A 23,068-nucleotide genomic window follows, 5' to 3' on the forward strand; every position below is an offset into this window, starting at 1 on the left:
CTCATGTTGTCCCCACGGGTTCGCGTTTGCGCGTCACGACATGCAGCACCACCGCCGCCGCGAACACCACGAGACCCGCGGTGATCGTCCACGGCTGCAGGTAGAGCAGGAGCAGCGCGGCCAGCACGCACAGCGTGCGTTCCGGCCAGCGCGCCGGGCCGAACAGCCAGCCGCCGGTGCTGATCGCCAGGGCGGCCACACCGAGCACGGACACCCCGAACACCCACAGCACCTCGACCCAGGACCGCTGCAACAGCAAGGCGGTGCCGTGTTCGGTCAGCACGAAGGCGATCGGCACCAGGAAGGCGGGCAGGGTGTACTTCCAGGTCTGCCACATGGTGCGCATCACCGAGCCGCCGGTGATCGCGGCCGCGGCCACCGAGGCCAGCGCGGTCGGCGGGGTCACCTCGGAGAGCACCGCGTAGTAGAACAGGAACATCGCCCGCGCCGGATCGGAGACGCCGAGTTCGGCCAGGGCCGGGCCGAGCACCACCCAGGCGATGATGAAGGACGCGGTCACCGGCACCGCCAGGCCGAGGATGCTGACCGCGATCGCGGCGAACAGCACGGTCAGCAGCAGCACCAGGGTGGGGTTGCCGGTGAGGAACCGGGCCGCGGAGACCAGTCCGGAGGAGAGTTCCTGGCCGAGGCCGGTCTTGGTGATGGTGGAGGTGATCACCCCGGCCGCCGCGCAGACCGCGATCACCGGCAGCGCGCTGCGCACCCCGGTGGACAGCGCGGTGAACATGTCCAGCGCCCAGCTCCGCGACCAACCGTCCTGTTTGGACAGAACGCGCTGGGCGAGCGCGAACAGCGCGGCCAGTCCGGTGGCGTAGACCACCGCGGAGAAGGCCGGGATACCCAGGGCCAGGAACAGCACGATGATGCCCAGCGAGGCGAAGTGGTAGCCGCCGGTGAGCAGCAGCCGCCAGGGGCTTGGCGTGTCCACCTCGACCGCCTTGGCGCCGAAGCGGCGGGCGTCGGCCTCCACCGCGAGCACGATGCCCAGGTAGTAGAGCACCGTGGGCAGACAGGCCCACAGCAACACGTCCAGGTAGGGCACCCGCAGGTACTCGGCGATGATGAACGCGGCCGCGCCCAGCGTGGGCGGGGACAGGATCGCGCCGATGCCGGAGGCGGCCAGCAGTCCGCCCGCGTTCTCCTTGGGGTAACCGGCCTTGCGCAGGATCGGCCAGGTGACCGCGCCCAGGCTGACCGTGGTCGCGGTGCCCGAGCCGGAGACGGTGCCGAGCAGGAAGCCGGAGAGCGCGGTGGTGCGGCCGGGCGCGGTCGGCGAGTTCTTGAAGCTGGCGAAGCTGATGTCGACGAAGAACTTGCCCGCGCCGGAGACGTCCAGCATCGCGCCGTAGATGGTGAACAGCACGATGTAGGTGGCGGCCACGTCCAGCGGGGTGCCGTAGAAGCCGCTGGCGTCGTTGTAGAGGGCGTTGACGATCTGGTCGAAGTCGATGCCGGAGTGCGCGATCAGCCAGCCAGGCGGCAGGAACCCGCCGTAGTAGGCGTGCGCGAGGAAGAGCAGGCAGACCGCGGGCAGCACCAGGCCGGTGGTGCGCCGGGTGGCCTCCAGGATCAGCACCAGCAGCACCGCGCCCGCGATGACGTCCATCGTGGACAGTGAGCCCTGCCGGTCCAGGAAGCCGTTGAAGCCGGTGACCACCGGATAGAGCCCGGTGGCCAGGGACAACGCGGCCAGCAGCCAGTCGACCGGATGCGGGTCGTCGGCGCCGGTTCGTCTTTTCAGCGCAGGGCGGTAGACCAGGAAGACCAGCGGCAGGGTCAGCCCGAGGAAGACGATCAGGTAGTACTGGCTGCCCGCGCTGAACGGGAAGAACACCTGGCGCAGCACCAGCAGCGCGATGGCGAAGGTCACCACCGCGATCCCGAGGTCCCATCGCCTGCTCAGCCGCCGGGCCGGACGTTCCTCGTCCCCTTCGGCCACCAGCTCCTCGACCGCGGTCACGCCAGGGACGCTACCTGTGCCGGAGGTCACAATTGAAGACACAAGTTGCCATGGGCTGAAATACCTGGCGTTCACCACGCGGTTCACCGGGGTTGGCCCTACGGTGGCCCGCACGACGCCATCCCGGGTGAAGGTGGCCCTTACTGAACGAGGAGGTCAGCACGATGTCTCATCCGTTACGGGCACTTCGGCTCGTCAGCGTCGCCGCCATGGCGCTCGCCGTGCTGGGCAGCAGCACCCTGGCAGCCGCCCCTGCCACCGCCCTGGAGGTGAACATCGACCTGTCATTCGGCAAGAAGCCGGAGAAGTTGCTGGTGGTGGGCCACCGCGGGGCTTCGGGCTACCGTCCGGAGCACACCCTGGCCTCCTACGAGCTGGCCGCTCGGATGGGCGCTGACTACATCGAGCCGGACCTGGTCTCGACCAAGGACGGCGTGCTGGTGGCCCGGCACGAGAACGAGATCAGCGGCACCACCGACGTGGCCGCGCACCCGGAGTTCGCCGGGCGCAAGGCGACCAAGGTGATCGACGGCACCAGCCTGACCGGTTGGTTCACCGAGGACTTCACCCTGGCCGAGCTGAAGACGCTGCGGGCCAAGGAGCGCATCCCGCAGTTCCGGCCGAACAACGTGATCTACGACGGCCGGTTCCAGGTGCCCACCTTCCAGGAGGTGCTGGACCTGCGCGCCCGGCTGTCGCTGGAGCTGCGGCGGGACATCGGGGTGTACCCGGAGACCAAGCACCCCACCTACTTCCGCACCATCAAGCTCCCGCTGGAGCCGGCGCTGGTGCGCACGCTGAACAAGAACGGGCTCAACCACCGCTCCGCCAAGGTGTTCGTGCAGTCCTTCGAGGTGGGCAACCTCAAGGCGCTCAGCCGCGAGCTGCGGGTGCCGCTGATCCAGCTGCTGGACTCCGCGGGCGCGCCGTATGACTTCGTGGTCTCCGGCGACAAGCGCACCTACGCCGACCTGGTGACCCCCAAGGGGCTCAAGGAGATCTCCGGGTACGCCGCTGGCATCGGGCCGTACAAGGAAATGGTGATCCCGCGTGGCGCGGACGGGAACCTGACCTCGCCGACCCAGCTGGTGCCGGAGGCGCACAAGGTCGGCCTGAAGGTGCACCCGTACACCTTCCGCAGCGAGAACAACTTCCTGCCGCCGAACATGCGGCTGCCAGGGGCGCCCTCGGTGCACGGCAACGCCTTCGCCGAGTACGAGGCGTACTTCAAGGCCGGGGTGGACGGCGTGTTCGCCGACAACCCGGACACCGCGATCGAGGCGCGCAGCACGTTCAAGCGCTGAGCTGACAAGGCAACAGCGGCGCCGCTCGGTTCACCAGGCCGAGCGGCGCCGCTGCTTTTTCCTCACCCCCGGCTCAGTCCCACTCTTGACCGAGCAGGCCACGGGCGGCGAGTTCGGGGCGGACCCCTTCGCCGAACCAGTAGGCCTCCTCCAGATGCGGGTAGCCGGACAGGATGAACTCGGACACGCCCAGCGCGTGGTACTCCTCGATCCGGTCGGCGACCTCGCGGTGGCTGCCCACCAGCGCGGTGCCCGCGCCACCGCGGACCAGGCCGATCCCGGCCCACAGGTTGGGCGCGACCTCCAGGCCGTCCCGGTTTCCGTTGTGCAGGGCCACCATCCGCTGCTGCCCGACCGACTGACTGGCGGCCAGCGCCTGCTGCGACTTGGCCACCGCCGCCGGGTCGAGTGCGTCGAGCAGCCGCTGGGCCTCGGCCCAGGCGTCCTTGGCCGAGTCCCTGGTGATGGTGTGCAACCGGATGCCGAACCGCAGCTCCCGGCCTTGCGCCGCAGCCAGTTCGCGCACCCGGCCGATCTTCTCGGCCACCGCAGCCGGGGGCTCGCCCCAGGTCAGGTAGACGTCCGCGCGCTTGGCCGCCACCGGCAGCGCGGCCTCGGAGGACCCGCCGAAGTACACCGTCGGCAGCGGGTCCGGCGGGGCCAGCAGGGTGGCGCCCTCGGTGCGGTAGAAGGAACCCTCGTGATCCACCGGCTTGCCGTCCCAGATCGCGCGCACCAGCGCCAGGAACTCATCCGTGCGGGCGTAACGCTGGTCGTGGTCCTGCCAGTCGCCGAAACGGCGCTGCTCCACGGTGTCCCCGCCGGTGACCACGTTGAGCAGCAACCGACCGCCGGAGATGCGCTGGTAGGTCGCGGCCATCTGCGCGGCCAGGGTCGGGGAGAGCACGCCTGGCCGGAAGGCGACCAGGAACTTGAGCCTGCGGGTCTCCCTGATCAGCGCGGCCGTGGTCAGCCAGGCGTCCTCACACCATGTGCCGGTCGGGGTGAGCACGCCGGTGAAGCCGAGCTTCTCCGCGGCGTGCGCGATCTGGGCAAGGTAGTCGATGTCGGGCGGCCGGTGCGCCGGCGCGCCGCCGTCGGTGGAGTTGTGGAAGCGGTCCAGCACGGTGCGGCCATCGCCCGCGGTGGGCAGGAACCAGTGCAGTGCGACGCTCATGCCGGTCCTCTCACTTCAGCGCGGTCTGGGTGTCGGCGTCGAACCGGGTGTCCACGAACTCGGCGAAGTTCACCTTGCCGGGCAACACCTTCGCCGCGGTGAAGGCATCCGCCAGCTCCTGCTCGGACTTGATCACCCCGGCGTCCAGCGGCACGTACAGGTCGACCCCTCGGTCCACCGCGGCGGTGGCCACCGGCAGCGACAGCCCGGTCTCCTCGGCCCAGGTCTTGGCCCGTTCCGGCCGGTGCGCGTCCGACCAGCGCTGTGCCTTGGCCAACCGGGACAGGTAGTCCTTGATCGCGCCGGTCTTGCGGCTGTCGGTGAGCGCGGCCCGGCTGGCCACCTGGAAGCTGTAGCCGTTGGCCACGCCCGCGCCGTCCACCAGCACCCGCGCCTTGGCCTCCAGCAACGCCTGCGAGGTGTAGGGATCCCAGACCGCCCAGGCGTCCACCCGCTTCTGGGTGAAGGCCGCGTATGCCTCGGCCGGGGCCAGGAACACCGGCTTCACATCGCTGAGCTGGAGTCCGGCGCGTTGCAGCACCAGCAGCAGCGAACCGTGCGCGGAACTGCCCTTGGCCACCGCGATCTGCTTGCCGCGCAACGAACCCGCGTCGGTCAGCGGCGAGCCCTCCGGCACCAGGATGGCATCACTGCTGGCATCGCCCTGGGCCGCGGCCACCACGGTGATCTTCGCGTTGGCCGCCGCGGCGAAGATCGGCGGTGTGTTGCCGACCCCGCCGAGGTCGATGGCCGCGGCCGAGGCCGCCTCCAGCAGTGGCGGACCGCTGGTGAAGGTGGACCACTCGATCTTGTACGGCAGGTCCTTGAGCAGCCCGGCCGCGCTCAGCAGCGACTGCGAGTTGCCCTTCTGGTCGCCGACCTTGAGCACCAGCTCGCCGGACTCCGCCGCACCCGGCGCGCACCCCGAGAGCAGCAGGGCCGAGACGATCACCCCGGCCAGCCGGGTTCGCTTGTCCCGCAACAGGGTCAGCCAGTCATCGCGCCAGTTCATGATCGATCACTCCCAGGTCGGCGAGCACCAGCTCGCGCAGGTGTGCGAGGTCGGCGCCCTCGGTCCGGTGCTCGGCGATGATGCGTCCGTCGGCGAGCACCAGGATCCGGTCGGCAAGACGCAGTGCCTCGTCGATGTCGTGGGTGACCAGCAGCACCGAGGGCCGGTGCGCCAGCCACAACTCCCGCACCAGGCGGTGCATGGCCAGCCGGGTCAGCGCGTCCAGCGCGCCGAAGGGCTCGTCCAGCAGCAGCAGGTCCGGCTCCCGGACCAGCGCGCGTGCCAGCGAGACCCGTTGCGCCTCACCGCCGGAGAGGGTCAGCGGCCAGGCGTCGGCGTGCCCGGTGAGCCCGACCTCGGCCAGTGCCTTGGCGGCCACCGTGGTCGCGTCCGGACGGCGCAGCCCGAGCGAGACGTTCTGCCCGACCTTGCGCCAGGGCAGCAACCTCGGTTCCTGGAAGGCCACCGACACCGTGCCCGGCACGCCAGCCTCGCCGGTGTAGCCGGTGTCCAGCCCGGCCAGCACCCGCAGCAGGGTGGACTTGCCGGAACCGCTGCGCCCCAACAGTCCCACGAACTCCCCCGGCGCGATGTCCAGGTCGAGATCGTCCAGCACCACCCGTTCGCCGAAGACCTTCCGCAGCCCGCGAACGGTCAGTGCACCGTGGTCACGCTGTGCCGCCATGCCAGTGCCCTCCTCTCCAGTGCCCGCACCAGCGCGTCGGTGCCAAGGCCGAGCAACGCGTAGACCAGCAGCCCGACCACGATCACGTCGGTGCGCAGGAACTCCCTGGCGTTGTTGATCAGGTAGCCGAGGCCGGCCTCGGCGTTGACCTGCTCGCCGATCACCAGCGACAGCCAGGCCACGCTGAGCCCCTGGCGCAGCCCGACCATGGTCTGCGGCAGCGCCGAGGGCAGCACCACGTGCTGGATCCGCTCCCAGCCGGTGTAGCCGAGCACCGTGGTGGCCTCGATCAGCCGCCGGTCCACACCGCGGATCCCGGCGTGCGTGTTCAGGTAGATCGGGAAGGTCACGCCGAGCGCGACCAGCGCGATCTTGGGTGCCTCGCCGATGCCGAACCACAGGATCAGCAACGGGATCAACCCGAGGAAGGGCAGCGTGCGCAGCATCTGCACCGGTGGGTCCACCAGCGCGTCCCCCCACCGGGACACCCCGGCGAGCAGGCCGAGGCCCAGTCCGGCGAACAATCCGATGGCGAAGCCGAGCACAACCCGTTGCAGGGACACCGCGAACGCGGTCAGCAGCTCGCCGCTGAGCACGAGTTCGACCGCGGAACTCAGCACGGTCAGCGGGGCGGCGAGTTTGTCCGGTGGCAGCAGGCCGGTGGTGCTGGCCAGCTGCCAGAGCAGGACGATCGCCACCGGGCTCAGCCAACGGCGTGGCCGTTTTTTGTCCACAGTGGACACAGACATGAAGGGGCTCCCGGACGCGGGGAGAACAAGGGCAGGCGAAAGCGGACGGCGAAGGCCGTCACGAAGTCAGAGCAGAAGGGAAAAGCTCAGCGCGGACAACAGAGGGCGCTGGCGTGCCGTCGCAGGTCGACGTGCAGCCGCGCAACAAGCTCCGTGCGCTGGGTCATGAAAAAGAGCCTGACCGCCCAGCCGTGATCATGTCAACGGCGGGCGGTCAGGCTCCCAGTGTCCGGGATCGTTTGCTCAGGGGGTCATCTCGTGCCGCACGATGGTCTGGTCGCGGCCGGGGCCGACGCCGATGGCCGACATGCGGGCGCCGGAGAGTTCCTCCAGACGCTCCACATAGGACCGTGCGTTGGCAGGCAGCTCCTCGAAGCTGCGGCAGTGGCTGATGTCCTCGAACCAGCCGGGCAGCTCCTCGTAGACCGGCTTGGCGTGGTGCACGTCGGTCTGGGTCATCGGCATCTCCTCCACCCGCTGGCCGTCGACCTCGTAGGCCACGCAGACCGGGATGGTGTCGTGCCCGGAGAGCACGTCCAGCTTGGTGAGGAAGTAGTCGGTGATGCCGTTGACCCTGGCGGCGTAGCGGGCGATCACCGCGTCGAACCAGCCGGTGCGGCGGGAGCGGCCGGTGGTCACACCGAACTCGCCGCCGGTCTTGCGCAGCCGCTCGCCCATCTCGTCGTGCAGCTCGGTCGGGAACGGACCCGAGCCGACCCGGGTGGTGTAGGCCTTGAGGATGCCGATCACCGTGGTGATCCGGGTGGGGCCGATGCCCGAACCGACCGCGGCGCCGCCGGAGGTCGGGTTCGAGGAGGTCACGAACGGGTAGGTGCCGTGGTCGACGTCGAGCAGGGTGCCCTGCGAGCCCTCCAGCAGCACCGTCTCGCCGCGTTCCAGGGCCTGGTTGAGCAGCAGGCGGGTGTCGGCGATGCGGTGGGCGAACTTGGCGCCGTGCTCCAGCACGCTGTCCACCACCTGGTTCGCGTCCAGGCCGCGGCGGTTGTAGACCTTGACCAGCACCTGGTTCTTGAAGTCCAGCGCGGCTTCGACCTTCTGCCGCAGGATCTTCTCATCGAGCAGGTCCTGCACCCGGACGCCGACGCGGGCCAGCTTGTCCTGGTAGGCGGGGCCGATGCCGCGGCCGGTGGTGCCGATCTTGGCCTTGCCCAGGTAGCGCTCGGTAACCCGGTCGATGGCCACGTGGTACGGCATGATCAGGTGCGCGTCCGCGGAGATCAACAGGCCGGAGGTGTCGACCTTGCGGTCCTCCAGCCCGGACAGCTCCTCCAGCAGCACACCGGGGTCGACCACGACACCGTTGCCGATGACGTTGGTGACACCGGGGGTGAGGATGCCCGAGGGGATGAGGTGCAGGGCGAAGTCCTGGCCGTCGGGCAGCACCACGGTGTGACCCGCGTTGTTGCCGCCCTGGTATCGGACAACCCACTGGACGCGCTCACCGAGCAGGTCGGTGGCCTTGCCCTTGCCTTCATCGCCCCACTGGGCGCCGATCAGGACGATGGCAGGCATTGGAAACTCCCCGAGGTCCGGCTTCTGACAGGCTGATGCCGGTGGTTGAGGTTAAACCAGGAGCGGAACGTGCGTGTACTAGCCCTGTCCTGCGGAAACGACGACGTCGACGCAGAGTTGCAAACGTTGACCGAACGTGAGGGTATCTCACTGCGTTCGGGACCGGCTTTACCGGCAAAAGACGTGGTAGATCCCCTTTTGGCCGAGCTGGACGGTGCTCGGCTGCTGGTGCACGGGAGTGACGCGGATCTCGCCGCGGTGGTGCTGCGGGTGCTGCGTCAGGACCGGCTCGGCGAGGTCACGCTGGGCTACCTGCCGACCGATCCGAGTAGCCGGATCGCCCGATTGTGGGGTCTGCCGACCGAGTTGGACGCGGCCTGGCGGGTCGCTGTGGGCGATGGTCCGGTTGGCGTGCCGCTGCTGCGCGACGACGTGGGCGGGGTGCTGCTCGGGCACGGCGAGATCAGTCCGGTGAAGGGCTCGGCCTACTGCGACGACGTGCACGTGCTCAAGGGCACGGCCACCCGGCTGACGGTGCGCCCTGATCCGGCGGGTGGCGAGGGGCTGCTGGTGCGGGTGCGTCGGCGGGGCCTGTTCGGGCGACGCACGATCGTGCAGCCCGGTCGCGCACTGCAGCTGGCCTGCGAGCCGGCCACGGTGCTCAGGGATGGCGTCCCCCATGCCCGCCTGATGGAGAAGTGGACCTGGTACCGCCATACCGCTGACCTGCGGCTGGTGCGCGCGGGCTGACATCGGGCCGACAGCGGGGAGCCATCCCGCTGTCACCTTTTCGTGTTGCGTAAGTCACTCCAGTGGGTGACGGTCATGTCGTAGACGTGATCACCCCCACCACCTGGAGGTTGGAGTGAACGGCGCACGCCCCATCAGGGCCCTGCTCACCACCCTGCTGATCACCGCGGCGATCTCGCTCGGTCTGTCCGCCCCTGCCGGCGCGGAACCGCCGAACATCCCCAGCGCGAGCACCGCCCGGACCTGGCTCAACGGCCTGACCGTGGCCCCTGCCGGTTCGATGACCGGCTACTCGCGGGAGAAGTTCCCGCACTGGATCACCATCTCGGGCGCCTGCAACACCCGGGAGACCGTGCTCAAGCGGGACGGCCGCAACGTGCAGGTCAACGCGAGCTGCGCGGCCACCTCGGGCTCCTGGTACAGCCCGTACGACGGCGCGACCTGGACCGCGGCCAGTGATGTGGACATCGACCACATCGTGCCGCTGGCCGCGGCCTGGCGCGCCGGCGCGGCGAACTGGGACACGGCCAAGCGCCAGCGGTTCGCCAACGACCTGACCAACTCCCAGCTCATCGCGGTCACCGACAACGTCAACCAGGCCAAGGGCGACAAGACCCCCGACCTGTGGAAGCCGCCGCTGGGCTCGTATCACTGCACCTACGCCCGGATGTGGACCGGCGCCAAGCACGCCTGGGGGCTGACCGTGACCTCGGCGGAGAAGGGCGCGCTCAGCGGCATGCTCAACGGCTGCTGATTCACCCGTGCTGCCCTGGGTACCCCGCTCCTCGCGGATGGCCGAGTGCCGTACTTGGCGCTACGTTGCCGCGAGGAGCGACCCCAGGGAGGGTGTGTCGTGGAGGAACTGCGAACCCTGTTCAAGGCCGGACCCGGTGGTGTGATGACCGACGACGTCGGCGTGATCACCGGTGATCTCGAGCTGCTGACCCGCTGCGATCCGGCCGGCGAGGTGACGACGCTGGTCACCTACGAGGGTGCCGAGGAGTGGTACCGGCTCACCGGCGGCAGCACCCACCTGCACGACGCCAAGGACCACGAGCCGCTGCACCGCACGCTGGCCGCGGTGTTGAATCGCCCGATCGGTTAGAGCGGCGGCTGATCTCAGAGTGGCGGCAGCGCCGCGATCGCGTCGTCCCGGCTGACCCCGGTGGCCTGGAGCAGGTCGACCGCCAGCGAACGCAGCTGAGCGACCACCACACGCACCGAGAACCCGCCTTCGCCGATGAGGGCCACGCTGGCCTGTTTCGCCGCCTCCAGGGCCAGCTGGCGGGCCGCGAGGGGCTCGTCACCGGCGGCCAGCTCGGCCCGCAGCAGGTCGACCGCGTCGGCGAGCTTGGTCAGCACCACTGGCAGCTCGGCAGGCGCGGGCTCACCGTCCCGCAACGCGGCCAGCGCGCGCCGGATGAGCACCCTGGTGTTGCGCATGGCGTGGTCCAGCGGGACCGCGGCGGCCAGGTAGTTCTCCAGGTCGGCCCGGCGGCGCCAGCGGATCGGCGCGATCCGGGCGATCTCCGCGCCGGTGTCCAGCGCGGTGCGGAAGTCCTCGAACGCCTTGGTGGTCTTGCGCGCCCGGCTCAGCGCCGCGGCCGCCTGGCCCGGATCCCGCCCGGTCACCGCCTCGGCCACCGCGCGCAACGCGGCGGCCAGCTCACCGAGCAGCACCTTGCCCTGGCGATGCGCCACGGTCAGCGGGTTGGCAGGCAGCAGGGCGGCCACGGCGAGCGCGACCAGGCCGCCGATCAGCGCGTCGACCATCCGGTCCAGACCGCCGGAATCACCCGGTGGCAGCAACGTGGCGACCAGCACCGCCGAGGATCCGGCCTGCATGGCGATGACCGTGCCGCTGTCCAGCAGCACCGCCGTGATCAGCGCCAGCGCCACCACCAGCATGATCTGCCAGGTGCCGGACCCGATCTGCAGGATCAGCAGGTCGCCGACGCCGATGCCGATACTCACCCCGGCCACCAGCTCGGCCACCCGCCGCAGCCGCTGGCCGAGGGAGACGCCGAGGCAGATCACCGCGGCGATCGGGGCGAAGAACGGGCGGGCGTGCCCGATGAGATCCGCCGCGATCAGCCAGGCGATCCCGGCGCTGATCGCGCTGTGCAGGATCGGCAACGCGGTGCGCCGCAACCGCAGCAGTCGACGGCTCAGCTCCTCGCGTACCCGGTGCACGCGGCTAAGTCTGCCTCCTGCGCAGGACCGCGAACGCCAGGAGCGCGGCGGCGGCGAGTCCGGCCAGCAGCGGGGTGCTCGCCGAGCGGCCCGGCGGGGGCGGCACCGCCTCCCGTTCGGCCGCGCTGGCCGCGGCCCGGCGGGCCAGTTCGAGTTCCAGGCTGCGCAGGCCCTTGGCCATGGCCCAGTTGTGGTTGGCCGAGAACACCGGCTTGAACACCGGCGAGCCCAGCCGTAACAGCGGTTTGTCCGCGCGGACCCGCCAGTCGAAGTCGACCTCGACCCGGTCGCCCTGCTGGCGCAGCCGCCACACGCCCTCACCGTCGAGGTCGCCCTCGGCGGTGAAGGTGGAGGTGGTCGCCTGGTCGTGGCTGACCACCCGCATCCGCCAGCGCAGCGTGTAGGGCAGCCAGCCCTTGGTGTAGAGGTCGAAGGCGGAGCCGATGCCGCGCTCGTCGCCCTCGGCGGCGCGGCGGACGTCCATGTACACCGACGGCCACCAGCGGACCAGGTCCTCCGGGTCGAAGAGCACGTCGGCGACCTCGGCCACCCGGCCCGGCACCGACCAGCGGGTGTGGAATGCGTAGTCGTTGCCGGGCACGGGTCGCTCCGTCAGTTCAGTTCAGGCGAGGCCGGTCGCGGCGGGCGCGGCCGGGTCGGAGTCGGCGAGGAAGGTGGCGCACCGCTCGTGCTCCTCGGTCTCGCCGATCTCGCCCGCGGACCTGGCCAGTGCGGCCAGCGCCCGCAGGAAGCCCTGGTTGGGCGCGTGCGACCACGGCACCGGGCCGTGGCCCTTCCAGCCCGCACGGCGGAGCTGGTCGAGACCGCGGTGGTAGCCGGTGCGGGCGTAGGCGTAGCCGGTGACCGGGTCACCGGCGGCCAGCGCCCGCTCGGCCAGTGCGGCCCAGGCAGCGCTGAAGTCCGGGAACTCCCGCGCCACCTCGGAGGGGTCCTTGCCCGAGTCCAATGCCGACTGCGGACCGGGCCGCTCCGGCAGCAGGGTGTCGGGCGGGCCGCCGAAGAGGTTGCCGAACTGGGTCATGGCGGTCAGCCCGCGATCATGCGGCCGGCGGACTTCAGGTTCTCGCAGGCGTGCGCGATGCGCGCGGCCATGCCCTGCTCAGCTGCCTTGAGGTAGCTGCGCGGGTCGTAGACCTTCTTGTTGCCGACCTCGCCGTCGATCTTGAGCACCCCGTCGTAGTTGCTGAACATGTGCGCCGCGATCGGCCGGGTGAAGGCGTACTGGGTGTCGGTGTCGATGTTCATCTTGATCACACCGAAGGTCACCGCCTGGTGGATCTCCTCCAGCAGCGAGCCGGAGCCGCCGTGGAAGACCAGGTCGAAGGGCTTGGACCCGGCTGGCAGGCCGAGCTTCTCCGACACCACGTCCTGGCCCTGCTTGAGGATCTCCGGCCGCAGCTTGACGTTGCCCGGCTTGTAGACGCCGTGCACGTTGCCGAAGGTCGCGGCCAGCAGGTAGCGGCCCTTCTCGCCGATACCGAGGGCCTCCACGGTCTGCAGGTAGTCCTCAGGCGAGGTGTAGAGCTTGTCGTTGATCTCGTTGTCGACGCCGTCCTCCTCGCCGCCGACCACGCCGACCTCCAGCTCAAGAATGATCTTGGCCTTGGCCGCACGGTCCAGCAGTTCGGTGGCGATGACCAGGTTCTCCTCCAGCGGCACCGCCGAGCCGTCCCACATGTGCGACTGGAACAGCGGGTTCTCGCCCCTGGCCACCCGCTCCTCGGAGATCGCGATCAGCGGCCGGACGAACCCGTCCAGCTTGTCCTTGGGGCAGTGGTCGGTGTGCAGCGCGATGTTCACCGGGTACTTCGCGGCCACCACGTGCGCGAACTCGGCCAGCGCCGCGGCGCCGGTGACCATGTCCTTGACCTTGGTGCCGGAGAGGAACTCGGCACCACCGGTGGAGACCTGGACGATCCCGTCACTCTCGGCCTCGGCGAAGCCCCGCAGCGCGGCGTTGAGGGTTTCCGACGAGGTCACGTTGATCGCCGGGTAGGCGAACTCGTTCGCCTTGGCCCGGTCGAGCATCTCCGCGTAGACCTCGGGGGTTGCGATCGGCATCGAACCGTCCTCCTCATGGGCGCCTTTGTGCGTGCCACATCCTACGAGGCGGCACAGCGGCCTTCGTCACACGGCGGCGCTAGCCGGAAGTTCCCCCGGTGGGTCGATCTTGAATTCCTCGAACTCTCGGTAGTCTTCCGGGTGCCGGTGGTGACCTAGTGCCCCGCCACCGGCGCCGGAGGTGGAGATGAGCTGGGACGTGCCCTGCCCCAGGTGCTCGGGCACCGGGAAGAACACCGAACCGGGAGCGGAAGAACTGAGCCAGGAGGAACTGCGCCTGCGCCGCCGTGCGGCCCAGTTCGTCCGCTCGGCCCCGGTGGCCCAGAAGCTGGCCGACCTCAAGGAGGAGTGGGAGGAACTGAAGGCGCTGGCCACCAGCAAGGCCGCCGACGCCGAGGTGATCCCGTTCCAGGAGTACATCGAGCTGCGCGAGGGCGACAACGTGATCACCCGCGCGCACAAGACGGCCAACACCCACCCGGCCTGCCCCGACTGCAAGGGCAAGGGCAAGGAGCTGACCGCGGAGGGCAAGGCGTTGTTGGAGTTCATCAAGCGCTGGCCGCCGGAGTGATTGGCGCGGGGTGACCAGCGCGGAGGATCAGCGCAGGGTGATCCGGGCTGCGCGATCAGCGCGGCGTAACCGGCCCGGCGTGACCAGTGCGGGGTGACCAGCGCGAGGTGACCGGCGCTGCGCAATCAGCACGGCGTGACCGGCACGGCGTGACCGGCACGGCGTGACCAGCGTGGGGTGATCAGCCCAGCGTGATCAAGCTGCGTGATCGGCGGGGCGACCAGCTCAGCGTGACCAGCGCGGGGTGACCGGGGCTGCGTGCTCAGGGCTGCGTGATCAGCGCGGCCAGTTCGCGGGGCTTGGTCAGCGGCAGCAGGTGTCCGGCGCCGGGCACCAGGTCCAGCCTGCCGTTGCCGCAGGCGGCCAGGAACAACCGCTCGTCTGCCCGGAAGTGGTCGCGGGCGCCGTTGACCAGTCGCACCGGCCCCGGATAACGCCGCAGGTCGGCGAGCGGGTCCAGGCCCAGCAGCCCGTCGAGCACCGCAGGCACCGCCGCGTGCGACACCCCGCCCGAGGTGAAGGCCGCACCCGGTCCGGCCCCGAGGACCAGCCGCGCCAGCCGGGTGGTGAGTGCGAGCCCGCCATCCGGCAGCCCCGCCAGCGCCGCGGCCGCCCACCGATAGGGCCGGACCAGGGCAGGGGTCAGTCGCAGGGTGCAGCCCACCGGAATCAGCTCGGCCACCCGTTCTGGGTGCGCGGCCGCGGTGGCGATGGCCAGGTAGCCACCCAGTGAGTGCCCGACCAGCACCGCCCGCCCGCCGACCTCGTCGATGGCCGCCCTGATCACCTCGACCGCCCCGGCCACGGTGAACCGCTCACCTCGCCGGGTCCCGTGTCCCGGCAGGTCAGGAGCCCGCACAACGGTTCCCCCTGACAACGCCCGCTGAGCCAGCCACATGCTCCCGCTGACCCGGATCCCGTGCACCAGCACAATCGGCGTCATGCCCACCCCCTTCGAATGCAACGCAACGTCGCGTTGCATTCGAAGCTACGTCGACCACCCGGCGCAACGCAACGTCGCGTAGTGTTTTCCGCATGGTGAACGCGGCACGCCGGCCTGGCGACGGCCCCCGCCAGGCGCAGGCGATCTTCACCGCCACCCTGGAGCTGCTGGCCGAACGTGGCTACGACGGCCTGACCATGGAGGGCGTGGCCGCACGCAGCGGCGTGCACAAGACCACGATCTACCGCTGGTGGACGGACAAGGACGCGCTGCTCGGCGCCGCCCTGCTGAACTCGGCCCTGCTGGAACTCCCGGCCCCCGACACCGGCACCCTGCGCGGCGACCTGCTCGCCCTGACCGGCCACGTGCTCCGGCTGCTGACCACCGAGCCCAGCGCGTCCGTGATCACCGCGGCACTGACCGCCGCGGGCCGCCCGGTGCTGTCCCGGCTGGCCCACGAGTTCTTCGCCGACCGCCTGGCCGGTGAACTCGTCATCTTCGACCGCGCGCGGCAGCGTGGCGAGATCGCCGCGGACATCGATCCGAAGCTCGTGGTGGACCTGCTCGCCGGCGCGATGTGGACCCGCGTCCTGCTCCGCCAGGAACAGCCACCCCCTGGCTTCGCCGCGCAGGCGGTCGACCTGGTGCTCACCGCGCTCGGCTGGTCCGGCTGACCGGCCCGTCCAGCAGCGCGAACTCGCTGGCCTGGCCCATGACGTCCAGGCGCACCCGGTCGCCGTCGACCCGGTAGTCCCACGGCGGTTCCGCCCAGGCCGACCAGCGTCGTTGTCCGTCCGCGGACCAGCCGGTCAGTCCAAGCTCGGCCCGTCCCAGCACCAGGTCGCCGTGCTGCGCCCAGCCGAAGAACCCCAGTTCGGCGACGTCCTGGTCCACCCGGCGCACCTGGCCGGGGGTCAGCGCGTAGGTCAGCAGGTCCCGCCCGGCGCCGACGAAGAGGGTCTCGGCCGAGGGCATCAGGTGGATCGCGGGCAGGCAGACCTCGTCGGTCGGCGCGTAGGTCAGGGCCAGCGCGAGGCCGGGTGGCGCGCCCGCACGGCCGGCGACCAGGTGCACCGTGCTGGTCTGGCCCGGCTCGAACCGGCCCTCACCCTGGTGCTCGGTCAGCTCGGCGGACTCGCCAGGGGCGGACCAGTGCACAGCCACGATCAGGCCGCCCGTGGAGAAACGGGTGGAACGCATGCCGGTCAGCCCAGCAGTGTCAAATCGAAAAGTCCAAGCGAATACCCGGAATGTCGCCGTCGAGCAGGGTGTTTGCTTAGGTCGTGGCAAGAATCGGCACGAGTGACCTGGACGTCTACCCGCTTTGCCTCGGTGGCAACGTGTTCGGCTGGACCTCGGACGAGCAGCAGTCGTTCGCGGTGCTGGACGCCTACGCGGCGGCTGGCGGGAACTTCATCGACACCGCGGATGTGTACTCGGTCTGGGCCGAGGGCAACTCGGGCGGGGAGTCCGAGACCGTCATCGGCCGCTGGCTGGCCCGCCGCGGTCGCCGCGACGACCTGGTGATCGCGACCAAGGTCGGTCAGCTGCCCACCGCCAAGGGCCTGTCCGCGGCCAACATCAAGGTCGCCGTGGAGGGGTCGCTGCGCAGGCTGGGCACCGGGCACATCGACCTGTACTACGCGCACATCGACGACAGCACGGTTCCGCTGGCCGAGACGCTGGGCACGTTCACCGAGCTGGTCAAGGAAGGCAAGGTCCGGTACCTGGCCGCCTCCAACTACGACACCGACCGGCTGGCCGAGGCGCTGGAGATCAGCAAGCGGGAGAACCTGGCGAGCTACGTCGCGCTCCAGCCCGAGTACAACCTGGTCGAACGCGAGGGTTACGAGGGCAAGCTCGCGGCGCTGGTGGCCATCGAGGGCCTGTCCGCGGTGCCGTACTGGGGCCTGGCCAAGGGCTTCCTGACCGGCAAGTACCGCCCCGGCGTCACGGTGGACAGCCCACGCGCCGCCGGTGCGGGCGCCTACCTGGACGAGCGTGGCCTGCGGGTGCTCGCCGTGCTGGACGAACTCGCCGCCGCACACCGCAGCTCGGTCGCCTCGGTGGCGCTGGCCTGGCTGGGCGCCCAGTCGACGGTGGTCGCCCCGATCGCCAGCGCGCGCACCGTCGAACAGCTCGACGACCTGCTCGGCGCGGCCACCCTGGAGCTGGCCGAGGGCGAGATCCAGCGGCTCACCGAGGCCAGCGCCCGCTAGTCACCGGGTTCCCGGCGGCCAGTTCCGGCCGCCGGGACGCGGGCGTGCGCTCAGCCGGTGACCCACGCGCCGGTGACCACGGTCCACTCCCGGATCCGGGTCTCGGCGATCACGTCGGCCGAGGCGTAGGGGTCGCTGTCCAGGATCTTGGCCAGCTCGTCCCGGTCAGCCGCCTCCAGCACGACCTGCGCGCCGGTGTCGTTGGCCCACGGCCCACCGGCCAGCAGAACCCCCTGTTTGGCCTGCTCAGCAGCCCACTCCCGGTGTGCGGGCCGGACCGCCAGCCGCTCGTCCCGGTTGGTCCCGAAGACCCACTCCACCACGAACCGCGCCATCGCGCCCCTCCTCGGCAGAACCCAGCCCCGCCGGCAGGCGGGACGACACGCCGACGCTACTCGCGGGCCCCGCCGCCGGGCCCTGCCCGGGGAGGTGATCCCAGGCACCGAGATCGCCAGCCCTTGACCAGCGCGGGTACCTTCTGTGCGTGGGTTGGGACGCGCCGCGCGGGGACAGCCGTGCCACCGGAAATCAGGCGCCGAACGTCGAAGCGACGGTCGAGCGCACCTTCAGCCATCTCCGGACCCTGGACGGCAACACACCACAGACCAGTGGTGTCCAGGCTCCCGAAGCGCCTTTGACCTTGGAAGACCTCTACCGCCAGCACCGCATGCGCCTGGTCCGCCTGGCCATCCTGCTGGTCGACGACCCGGCCACCGCCGAGGACGTCGTGCAGGAGGCGTTCACCGGCCTGCACCGCAACTGGGGCGGTCTGCGCGACGGCGCGGCGGCCGTCGGTTACCTGCGGACCGCCGTGGTCAACGGCAGCCGCTCGGTACTCCGCCGCCGCAAGACCGCCCGCGAGTACCAGCCACCGCACCTGACCACGGCCCGCTCGGCCGAGTCCCTGGCCATGCTGACCGCCGAACACCAGGCCGTGGTCAGCGCCCTGGGCCAGCTCCCGCCCCGCCAGCGCGAGGTGCTGGTGCTGCGGTACTACGGCGGCCTGTCCGAACAGGAGATCGCCGAGTCCACCGGCATCTCCCGCGGCACGGTGAAGTCCACCGCAAGCCGCGCCCTGGACGCGTTGCAGAAGGTGCTCAAGGGCTGAGGCCGCGCTCGCCGCGTGGGCGTCGCCCACGCTGGGGCGCCGGTTGCGCGGACGTCGCTGCCATCGCCTTCCTGGCTGTCCTCACCACCCGGCGTGCGGGGTCCGGTCGGGTCCCGGGGTGTCGGCCGCGGCCTCGGCGCCTCGGCAGCCCGAGCACGCGAAATCGCGCTTGGAATCGCTCTCACGCGCAATTTGTGGCATTCCCGTGGGCGTCGTTCGCGCAGAGGTCTAGACCAGAGTCGTCGCATGCCCCAGGATTCGAGTTGTGCCCAGCTCGCGAACCGTGGTCGCCGTTGACGTCGGCGGCACCGACATCAAGGCAGCCCTGGTCGAGGGCGACCCCGCCGCGCCCGTGCTGGTCGACCGGCTGCGGCGGGCCACGCCGCGTGGCGCCACCGGTGCGGAGACCGCGGACGCCCTGGTCAGCCTGATCGCCGACCTGGTCAAGACCTGGTCGGCCGAGTCGGCCAACCCGATCGAGGCGGTCGGCGTCGTGGTGCCGGGCATCGTCGACGCCGAGGCCGGGGTGGGCGTGTTCTCGGCCAACCTCGGCTGGCGCGACTACCCGTTCCGCGCCGCCTTGCGCGAACGCCTCGGCCTGCCGGTCGTCTTCGACCACGACGTGCGCGCGGGCGGCCTGGCCGAGGCGCGACTGGGCGCGGCGCGCGGTTTCACCGACGCCGTGGTCATGCCCATCGGCACCGGTATCGCCGCCGCCCTGCTGCTCGGCGGCCGACTGCACTCCGGCGGCGGCTACGCGGGCGAGGTCGGCCACCTCTCCCTCGGCGCCGGTGAGCGGTGCGGCTGCGGCCAGCACGGCTGCCTGGAGCTGCGCGCCTCCTCCGCAGCGGTGGCCCGCCGCTACACCGAACGCACCGGCCGCCCCGTGCGCGGTGCGATCGATGTCGCCAACGCGGTCCGCGCGGGCGATCCCGACGCCGCCGCCGTCTGGGCGGAGGCGGTCGAGGCACTGGCCCAGGCCGTGATCCTGTTGACCACCCTGCTCGGGTTGCAGGCCGTGGTCCTCGGTGGTGGCCTGGCCATGGCGGGTGAGCTGCTGCTCGCCCCCCTTGGCGACCGGCTGGACGAGCTGGTCTCGTTCCAGCGCCGACCCGAACTGCGGTTGGCGGCGCTGGGTGACGAGGCAGGTTGCCTCGGAGCCGCGCTGCTGGCCATGGACCTGTTGGAGGGTTGATGAAACTCGTCGGCGGCAAGGTCGTCACTCCTGGCGGTGTGCTCGATGACGGCTGGGTTCGGGTCGAGGGCGGACTGATCACCGAGGTCGGCGCGGGCTCGTCCAACGGTCAGCGGGCGACCGAGGAGGTCGTCGACGTCACCGGTCAGTGGGTGGTCCCCGGGTTCGTGGACATCCACTGCCACGGCGGCGGCGGCGAATCGTTCTCCAACCCCGACCAGCAACGGGTGCTCAAGGCCGCCACCGCGCACCGGCGGCACGGCACGACCACCCTGCTCGGGAGCCTGGTGTCCGGGTCCATCCCGGCCATGTCCCGGCAGATCGCGGCGCTGGCCGAACTGACCCAGGACGGCCTGCTCGCGGGCGTGCACCTGGAGGGCCCGTTCCTGTCCGCGGCCCGCTGCGGCGCGCACGACCCGGCGATCCTGCGCCCACCGGCCAAGGCCGATGTGCAGACCCTGCTGGACGCCGGTCGCGGCACCGTGCGGATGGTGACCCTGGCCCCCGAGCTGGACAACGGCGTGGAAGCCGTCCGCCAGCTCGTCGACCAGGAGGTCATCGCCGCCATCGGCCACACCGACGGCACCGAGGCCCAGGTCCGCCCCGCGGTGGACGCCGGAGCCAGCGTGGCCACACACCTGTTCAACGGCATGCGCCCACTGCACCACCGCGAGCCCGGCCCGATCGGCGCCCTGCTGGACGACGAGCGGGTGACCGTGGAACTGATCTGCGACCTGGTGCACCTGCACCCGACCGCGATCCGGCTCGCCGCCCGGCACGCCGGGCTCGGGCGCACCGTCCTGATCACCGACGCCATCGCGGCCGCCGGGGTCGGCGACGGCGTGTACGACGTCGGCGGCCTGGAGGTCACCGTGACCGACGGCGTGCCAACGCTTGCCGGCGGCGGTTCACTGGCCGGCAGCACCCTGACCATGGACGCGGCCTTCCGCAACCTGGTCCTGGAGTGCGGCCTCAGCGTCACCGACGCGGCAACCGCCTGCTCGACCCGCCCCGCGGCCCTGCTCGGCCTGACCAAGGTGACCGGCTCGATCAGCGCGGGCCTGGCCGCCGACCTGGTCGTGCTGGACGCCGGACTCCGGCCCACCCGGGTACTGCACCGCGGCGAGTGGGTGTCCTGAGCGCGCATCTGCCGCACACCGCACTACGGTGTTGGCGTGGCCGCCTCGGACAATCCGGAGAAGCTGCTCGCTGACGCCCTGCGCGCCCAGGCAGCGGGCAGCCCGAGCATGCCTCCGGCCGAGGCTCCGTTCCCGCCGATGCCGGTGCTCCCGCTGAGCAACGACACCGGACCGACGGACCGGTTCACCTCGGCCCGCGGCATCGGCCTGCCACCGCCGTCACTCCCGGCCTGGGTGCTGCTGTTGTTCGCTGTGCTGCTGGGGCTGGCCGCGGGTGCGGTCATCGGTGTGCTGACACTTTGGTGATCACCTCCGGGTCTGGGGTCTGTCGCTGCTGAGTGGCGGCGGGTGCGGGCGGTTCGGTGAGTGCGGGCTGATTTTGGTGTGGGCTGGGTGGGTTCGGGCTGTGTTGGTGCGGGCTGGGTTGGTGCGGGCTGGGTTGGTGGGCGCGCCTGGGACCAGGTTGTCGTGACTCTGGGTTGTCGGCAAGTGGCTGGGGCGCGGGCTGTGGATAACTGGGGCTTTGTGGATAAGTGCGGATCTTGGGGGCTTTGAGCTGCTGTTTTGTCGGGGCTGGGCGGTAGCGTTGATGTCGTGGGGGTCCCCCTCGGGCGCGCGCGGGGTGGTGGGGATGGGTTGCGCGGTGTGATGGGCGGGGGAGTTGGGGGCTGTTTGGCCGGGTTGCGGGCGGGGCAGGGCTGAGGCGCGTTGTGGCTGAGCGGGGATGAGCGAGAACTGGGGGCTCTGGGCTTAGGCGGGGCTGGGCGAGGGCTGGGGTGGGGCGGGTTGTGGGTGGGGCGGGTCCTGGTGGGGCGGGTCCTGGTGGGGCGGGTCCTGGTGGGGCGGGGGCTCGCGTTACGCGGGGCTGATGCAGGTTGACGGCGTGGGCTGAGGTGAGGTCGGGGCCGCTGGGCGGCTTGCGCTGGAGCGAGGCTGGCTCAGGTCGGTGGCTCCCGCTGGAACGGGGCTGGGGAGCTTGCGTGGGGTGAGGTCCTGAGGTGTGGGGCTGGCACGGCGCAGGGAAGTGTTGGGGGCGTTGGGCTTACCTGGGGCGGTTGGTGGGTGCGACGGGGTGGCGGGTGGGTGGCGACTTGCGGGCCCGGGAGGGTTTGCGGGGCGGCGTGGCCTCGACGGCTGTGCGGCCTTGGGTGCTGCGGGATCTCGGCAGTGAGAGGTCGTGGCGGTGGAGTCTCGCGGTGGCAAGGTCTCGGGGCTTGGGGCGTGGTCGCTGATCTCGGTGGTGGTGGGACTCGGGGGCGACGGCGGTTCGTGCAGCGATCGGACTTGCTGCGATCGCTGGGTACCGATGAGTCGCGATCGGCTTGAGCCCTGATGGGCTTCAGTTGTGGTCGGCTTCAGCTGCGGTCGGCTTCAGTCGCGATCAGCGTGGGGTGCCGTGCGGGCCTGGATGCGATGCGGACTGGGGCGCGTTCCGTCTGTTTCCTCGCGCTGGAGCTGCGCTGCGGCGGAGTTGGACCCAAGCAGGGTGGTTGTGCGGTCGGCGGGGGACCGTTTTCTTGGGTGGGGCGAGGATGGTCACATTGTCCGGTTTGTCGGGTGGTTGGGGCTGGTGGGGGTGGGTTTTCGGCGTGGCGGGATCCAGGGGAGTGGGGGTGTTGTGGTAGTCCGGGGCGGGTTGGGGTGGGGGTCCCTGTACCGTGGGCGGGGTGACGACCGTTACGAGTGCGGCCGTGCCGCTCGCTCTTTTTGGAATCGACTGGCTGAATCCGGTCTTCCTCATTCAGCAGATGGGGACCTTCGCGCTCGTCGGTCTGTGCCTGATCGTGTTCGCCGAGTGCGGGGCCTTCGCGTTCTTCCTGCCTGGTGACTCGCTGCTGTTCATCGCGGGGTTCTTCGCCGCCACTGGCGCCTTCGGGGTGCCGGTTTGGGTTGTCGCTTTGTTGCTGACGATCTCGGGCATCCTCGGCAACGCCGTGGGGTACTGGATTGGCTGGAAGGCCGGGCCCGCGTTGTTCAACCGGCCCAACTCCAAGATCTTCAAGCAGGAGTACCTCGAGAAGACGCATGAGTTCTTCGAGCGGTATGGCGCTCGGGCGATCATCCTGGCCCGGTTCGTGCCGGTGGTGCGGACCTTCATCACCGCGGTGGCCGGGATCGGCCGGATGGACGCGAAGAAGTACTTCACCTACTCGGTCATCGGCGGTATCGCCTGGGCCGCTGGGTTGACCTTCCTCGGGGCCGCGCTGGGTGATGTGCCGCTGATCAAGAACAACATCGAGGCCGCGCTGATCCTGATCGTGTTCCTCTCGATCCTGCCGATCATCTTCGAGTTCGTGCGGGAGCGGCGGAAGAAGCGCAAGCAGGGGCCGGTTGACCTCGGTGAGCAGCACACCCAGGTGATCCCCAAGATCTGAGTTCACTTCTCGAACACCCCGTGCCGGGCTCCGGTGCGGGGTGTTTTTTCGT

Annotated in this window: 26 protein-coding genes; 12 read left to right on the plus strand and 14 right to left on the minus strand. The window is 70.6% G+C overall.

The annotated features are described in order from the left end of the window. Nucleotide 1: 1 nt before the first annotated feature. Entirely contained in the window at nt 2-1,981 is a 1,980-nt protein-coding gene (locus HNR67_RS04580; RefSeq protein WP_312986421.1) for a TRAP transporter permease, read from the minus strand. Nucleotides 1,982-2,145: 164 nt separating this feature from the next. Here HNR67_RS04580 and HNR67_RS04585 point away from each other — a divergent pair, with 164 nt between their 5' ends. After that, nucleotides 2,146-3,285, plus strand: coding sequence for a glycerophosphodiester phosphodiesterase (locus HNR67_RS04585; RefSeq protein WP_185000871.1), 1,140 nt, complete (start codon nt 2,146-2,148; stop codon nt 3,283-3,285). A gap of 73 nt (nt 3,286-3,358) precedes the next feature. Here the strand turns inward: HNR67_RS04585 and HNR67_RS04590 are convergent, their stop codons facing one another. The 6 genes from HNR67_RS04590 to HNR67_RS04610 all read right to left on the minus strand — a co-directional run bounded on the left by HNR67_RS04590 (nt 3,359) and on the right by HNR67_RS04610 (nt 8,441). Next, nucleotides 3,359-4,462, minus strand: coding sequence for an LLM class flavin-dependent oxidoreductase (locus HNR67_RS04590; protein ID WP_185000872.1), 1,104 nt, complete (start codon nt 4,460-4,462; stop codon nt 3,359-3,361). Between the two features lie 10 nt (nt 4,463-4,472). After that, complete coding sequence (locus tag HNR67_RS04595) at nt 4,473-5,474, minus strand: ABC transporter substrate-binding protein (protein ID WP_185000873.1); 1,002 nt, start codon at nt 5,472-5,474, stop codon at nt 4,473-4,475. Beyond that, nucleotides 5,458-6,159, minus strand: coding sequence for an ABC transporter ATP-binding protein (locus tag HNR67_RS04600; RefSeq protein WP_185000874.1), 702 nt, complete (start codon nt 6,157-6,159; stop codon nt 5,458-5,460). Before HNR67_RS04600 ends, HNR67_RS04595 begins: the two co-directional genes overlap by 17 nt. Further along, nucleotides 6,129-6,908, minus strand: a complete 780-nt coding sequence (locus HNR67_RS04605; RefSeq protein WP_185000875.1) for an ABC transporter permease — start codon at nt 6,906-6,908, stop codon at nt 6,129-6,131. The genes HNR67_RS04600 and HNR67_RS04605 overlap by 31 nt, the downstream gene beginning before the upstream one ends. Before the next feature lie 86 nt (nt 6,909-6,994). Next, complete coding sequence (locus HNR67_RS46605; protein WP_407645171.1) at nt 6,995-7,075, minus strand: putative leader peptide; 81 nt, start codon at nt 7,073-7,075, stop codon at nt 6,995-6,997. A gap of 76 nt (nt 7,076-7,151) precedes the next feature. After that, nucleotides 7,152-8,441, minus strand: coding sequence for an adenylosuccinate synthase (locus tag HNR67_RS04610; protein WP_185000876.1), 1,290 nt, complete (start codon nt 8,439-8,441; stop codon nt 7,152-7,154). 183 nt (nt 8,442-8,624) lie between these two features. On the opposite strand from HNR67_RS04610, the gene HNR67_RS04615 reads away from it, so the two are divergent. The 3 genes from HNR67_RS04615 to HNR67_RS04625 all read left to right on the plus strand — a co-directional run bounded on the left by HNR67_RS04615 (nt 8,625) and on the right by HNR67_RS04625 (nt 10,296). Then, entirely contained in the window at nt 8,625-9,191 is a 567-nt protein-coding gene (locus HNR67_RS04615) for a hypothetical protein (RefSeq protein ID WP_312986423.1), read from the plus strand. A 115-nt stretch (nt 9,192-9,306) separates the two neighbouring features. Further along, nucleotides 9,307-9,945 (plus strand): HNH endonuclease family protein, encoded by a 639-nt coding sequence (locus tag HNR67_RS04620; protein WP_185000878.1) that lies wholly within the window; start codon nt 9,307-9,309, stop codon nt 9,943-9,945. A 99-nt stretch (nt 9,946-10,044) separates the two neighbouring features. Further along, complete coding sequence (locus tag HNR67_RS04625; RefSeq protein ID WP_185000879.1) at nt 10,045-10,296, plus strand: hypothetical protein; 252 nt, start codon at nt 10,045-10,047, stop codon at nt 10,294-10,296. Between the two features lie 14 nt (nt 10,297-10,310). On the opposite strand, the gene HNR67_RS04630 is transcribed toward HNR67_RS04625, so the two are convergent. Genes HNR67_RS04630 through fbaA form a run of 4 tightly spaced genes read right to left on the minus strand, consistent with a single transcriptional unit; the run spans nt 10,311 to nt 13,466 of the window. After that, a complete protein-coding gene (locus HNR67_RS04630) occupies nt 10,311-11,384 on the minus strand; it encodes an FUSC family protein (protein ID WP_312986425.1) in 1,074 nt (357 codons plus the stop codon). A gap of 4 nt (nt 11,385-11,388) precedes the next feature. After that, complete coding sequence (locus tag HNR67_RS04635; protein WP_185000880.1) at nt 11,389-11,985, minus strand: SRPBCC family protein; 597 nt, start codon at nt 11,983-11,985, stop codon at nt 11,389-11,391. 21 nt (nt 11,986-12,006) lie between these two features. Continuing rightward, nucleotides 12,007-12,426, minus strand: coding sequence for a DUF3151 domain-containing protein (locus tag HNR67_RS04640; RefSeq protein WP_185000881.1), 420 nt, complete (start codon nt 12,424-12,426; stop codon nt 12,007-12,009). Between the two features lie 5 nt (nt 12,427-12,431). After that, nucleotides 12,432-13,466, minus strand: coding sequence for a class II fructose-bisphosphate aldolase (gene fbaA / locus HNR67_RS04645; protein WP_185000882.1), 1,035 nt, complete (start codon nt 13,464-13,466; stop codon nt 12,432-12,434). A gap of 187 nt (nt 13,467-13,653) precedes the next feature. Between fbaA and HNR67_RS04650 the strand changes: the two genes are divergently transcribed. Further along, complete coding sequence (locus HNR67_RS04650) at nt 13,654-14,037, plus strand: hypothetical protein (RefSeq protein WP_185000883.1); 384 nt, start codon at nt 13,654-13,656, stop codon at nt 14,035-14,037. Between the two features lie 262 nt (nt 14,038-14,299). Here the strand turns inward: HNR67_RS04650 and HNR67_RS04655 are convergent, their stop codons facing one another. Then, nucleotides 14,300-14,980: an alpha/beta fold hydrolase gene (locus tag HNR67_RS04655; RefSeq protein ID WP_185000884.1), complete on the minus strand. Its 681-nt coding sequence runs from the start codon at nt 14,978-14,980 to the stop codon at nt 14,300-14,302. Nucleotides 14,981-15,072: 92 nt separating this feature from the next. Here HNR67_RS04655 and HNR67_RS04660 point away from each other — a divergent pair, with 92 nt between their 5' ends. Then, nucleotides 15,073-15,654: a TetR/AcrR family transcriptional regulator gene (locus HNR67_RS04660; RefSeq protein ID WP_185000885.1), complete on the plus strand. Its 582-nt coding sequence runs from the start codon at nt 15,073-15,075 to the stop codon at nt 15,652-15,654. Here HNR67_RS04660 and HNR67_RS04665 read toward each other — a convergent pair. Further along, nucleotides 15,629-16,180 (minus strand): hypothetical protein, encoded by a 552-nt coding sequence (locus tag HNR67_RS04665; RefSeq protein WP_185000886.1) that lies wholly within the window; start codon nt 16,178-16,180, stop codon nt 15,629-15,631. The two genes, HNR67_RS04660 and HNR67_RS04665, sit on opposite strands and share 26 nt — an antisense overlap. Nucleotides 16,181-16,263: 83 nt before the next feature. Between HNR67_RS04665 and HNR67_RS04670 the strand changes: the two genes are divergently transcribed. Further along, nucleotides 16,264-17,199, plus strand: coding sequence for an aldo/keto reductase (locus HNR67_RS04670; RefSeq protein ID WP_185000887.1), 936 nt, complete (start codon nt 16,264-16,266; stop codon nt 17,197-17,199). A gap of 50 nt (nt 17,200-17,249) precedes the next feature. Here HNR67_RS04670 and HNR67_RS04675 read toward each other — a convergent pair whose 3' ends face one another. After that, nucleotides 17,250-17,534: a YciI family protein gene (locus HNR67_RS04675; RefSeq protein WP_185000888.1), complete on the minus strand. Its 285-nt coding sequence runs from the start codon at nt 17,532-17,534 to the stop codon at nt 17,250-17,252. 149 nt (nt 17,535-17,683) lie between these two features. Between HNR67_RS04675 and HNR67_RS04680 the strand changes: the two genes are divergently transcribed. The 5 genes from HNR67_RS04680 to HNR67_RS04700 all read left to right on the plus strand — a co-directional run bounded on the left by HNR67_RS04680 (nt 17,684) and on the right by HNR67_RS04700 (nt 23,016). Then, the gene (locus HNR67_RS04680) at nt 17,684-18,307 is read left to right on the plus strand and encodes an RNA polymerase sigma factor (RefSeq protein ID WP_185000889.1); all 624 of its coding nucleotides are present in this window, start codon (nt 17,684-17,686) and stop codon (nt 18,305-18,307) included. A 265-nt stretch (nt 18,308-18,572) separates the two neighbouring features. Continuing rightward, nucleotides 18,573-19,502 carry an ROK family protein gene (locus HNR67_RS04685; protein WP_312986430.1) on the plus strand — a complete coding sequence of 310 codons (930 nt, stop codon included), beginning with the start codon at nt 18,573-18,575 and terminating at the stop codon, nt 19,500-19,502. Continuing rightward, nucleotides 19,502-20,641 (plus strand): N-acetylglucosamine-6-phosphate deacetylase, encoded by a 1,140-nt coding sequence (gene nagA / locus HNR67_RS04690; protein ID WP_185000890.1) that lies wholly within the window; start codon nt 19,502-19,504, stop codon nt 20,639-20,641. The genes HNR67_RS04685 and nagA overlap by 1 nt, the downstream gene beginning before the upstream one ends. Before the next feature lie 36 nt (nt 20,642-20,677). Then, nucleotides 20,678-20,947: a hypothetical protein gene (locus HNR67_RS04695; RefSeq protein WP_185000891.1), complete on the plus strand. Its 270-nt coding sequence runs from the start codon at nt 20,678-20,680 to the stop codon at nt 20,945-20,947. Nucleotides 20,948-22,308: 1,361 nt separating this feature from the next. Then, entirely contained in the window at nt 22,309-23,016 is a 708-nt protein-coding gene (locus tag HNR67_RS04700) for a VTT domain-containing protein (RefSeq protein ID WP_312986432.1), read from the plus strand. The last annotated feature ends 52 nt before the right edge of the window (nt 23,017-23,068 follow it).

The organism is Crossiella cryophila, assembly GCF_014204915.1.
Taxonomy (GTDB): Bacteria; Actinomycetota; Actinomycetes; order Mycobacteriales; family Pseudonocardiaceae; genus Crossiella; species Crossiella cryophila.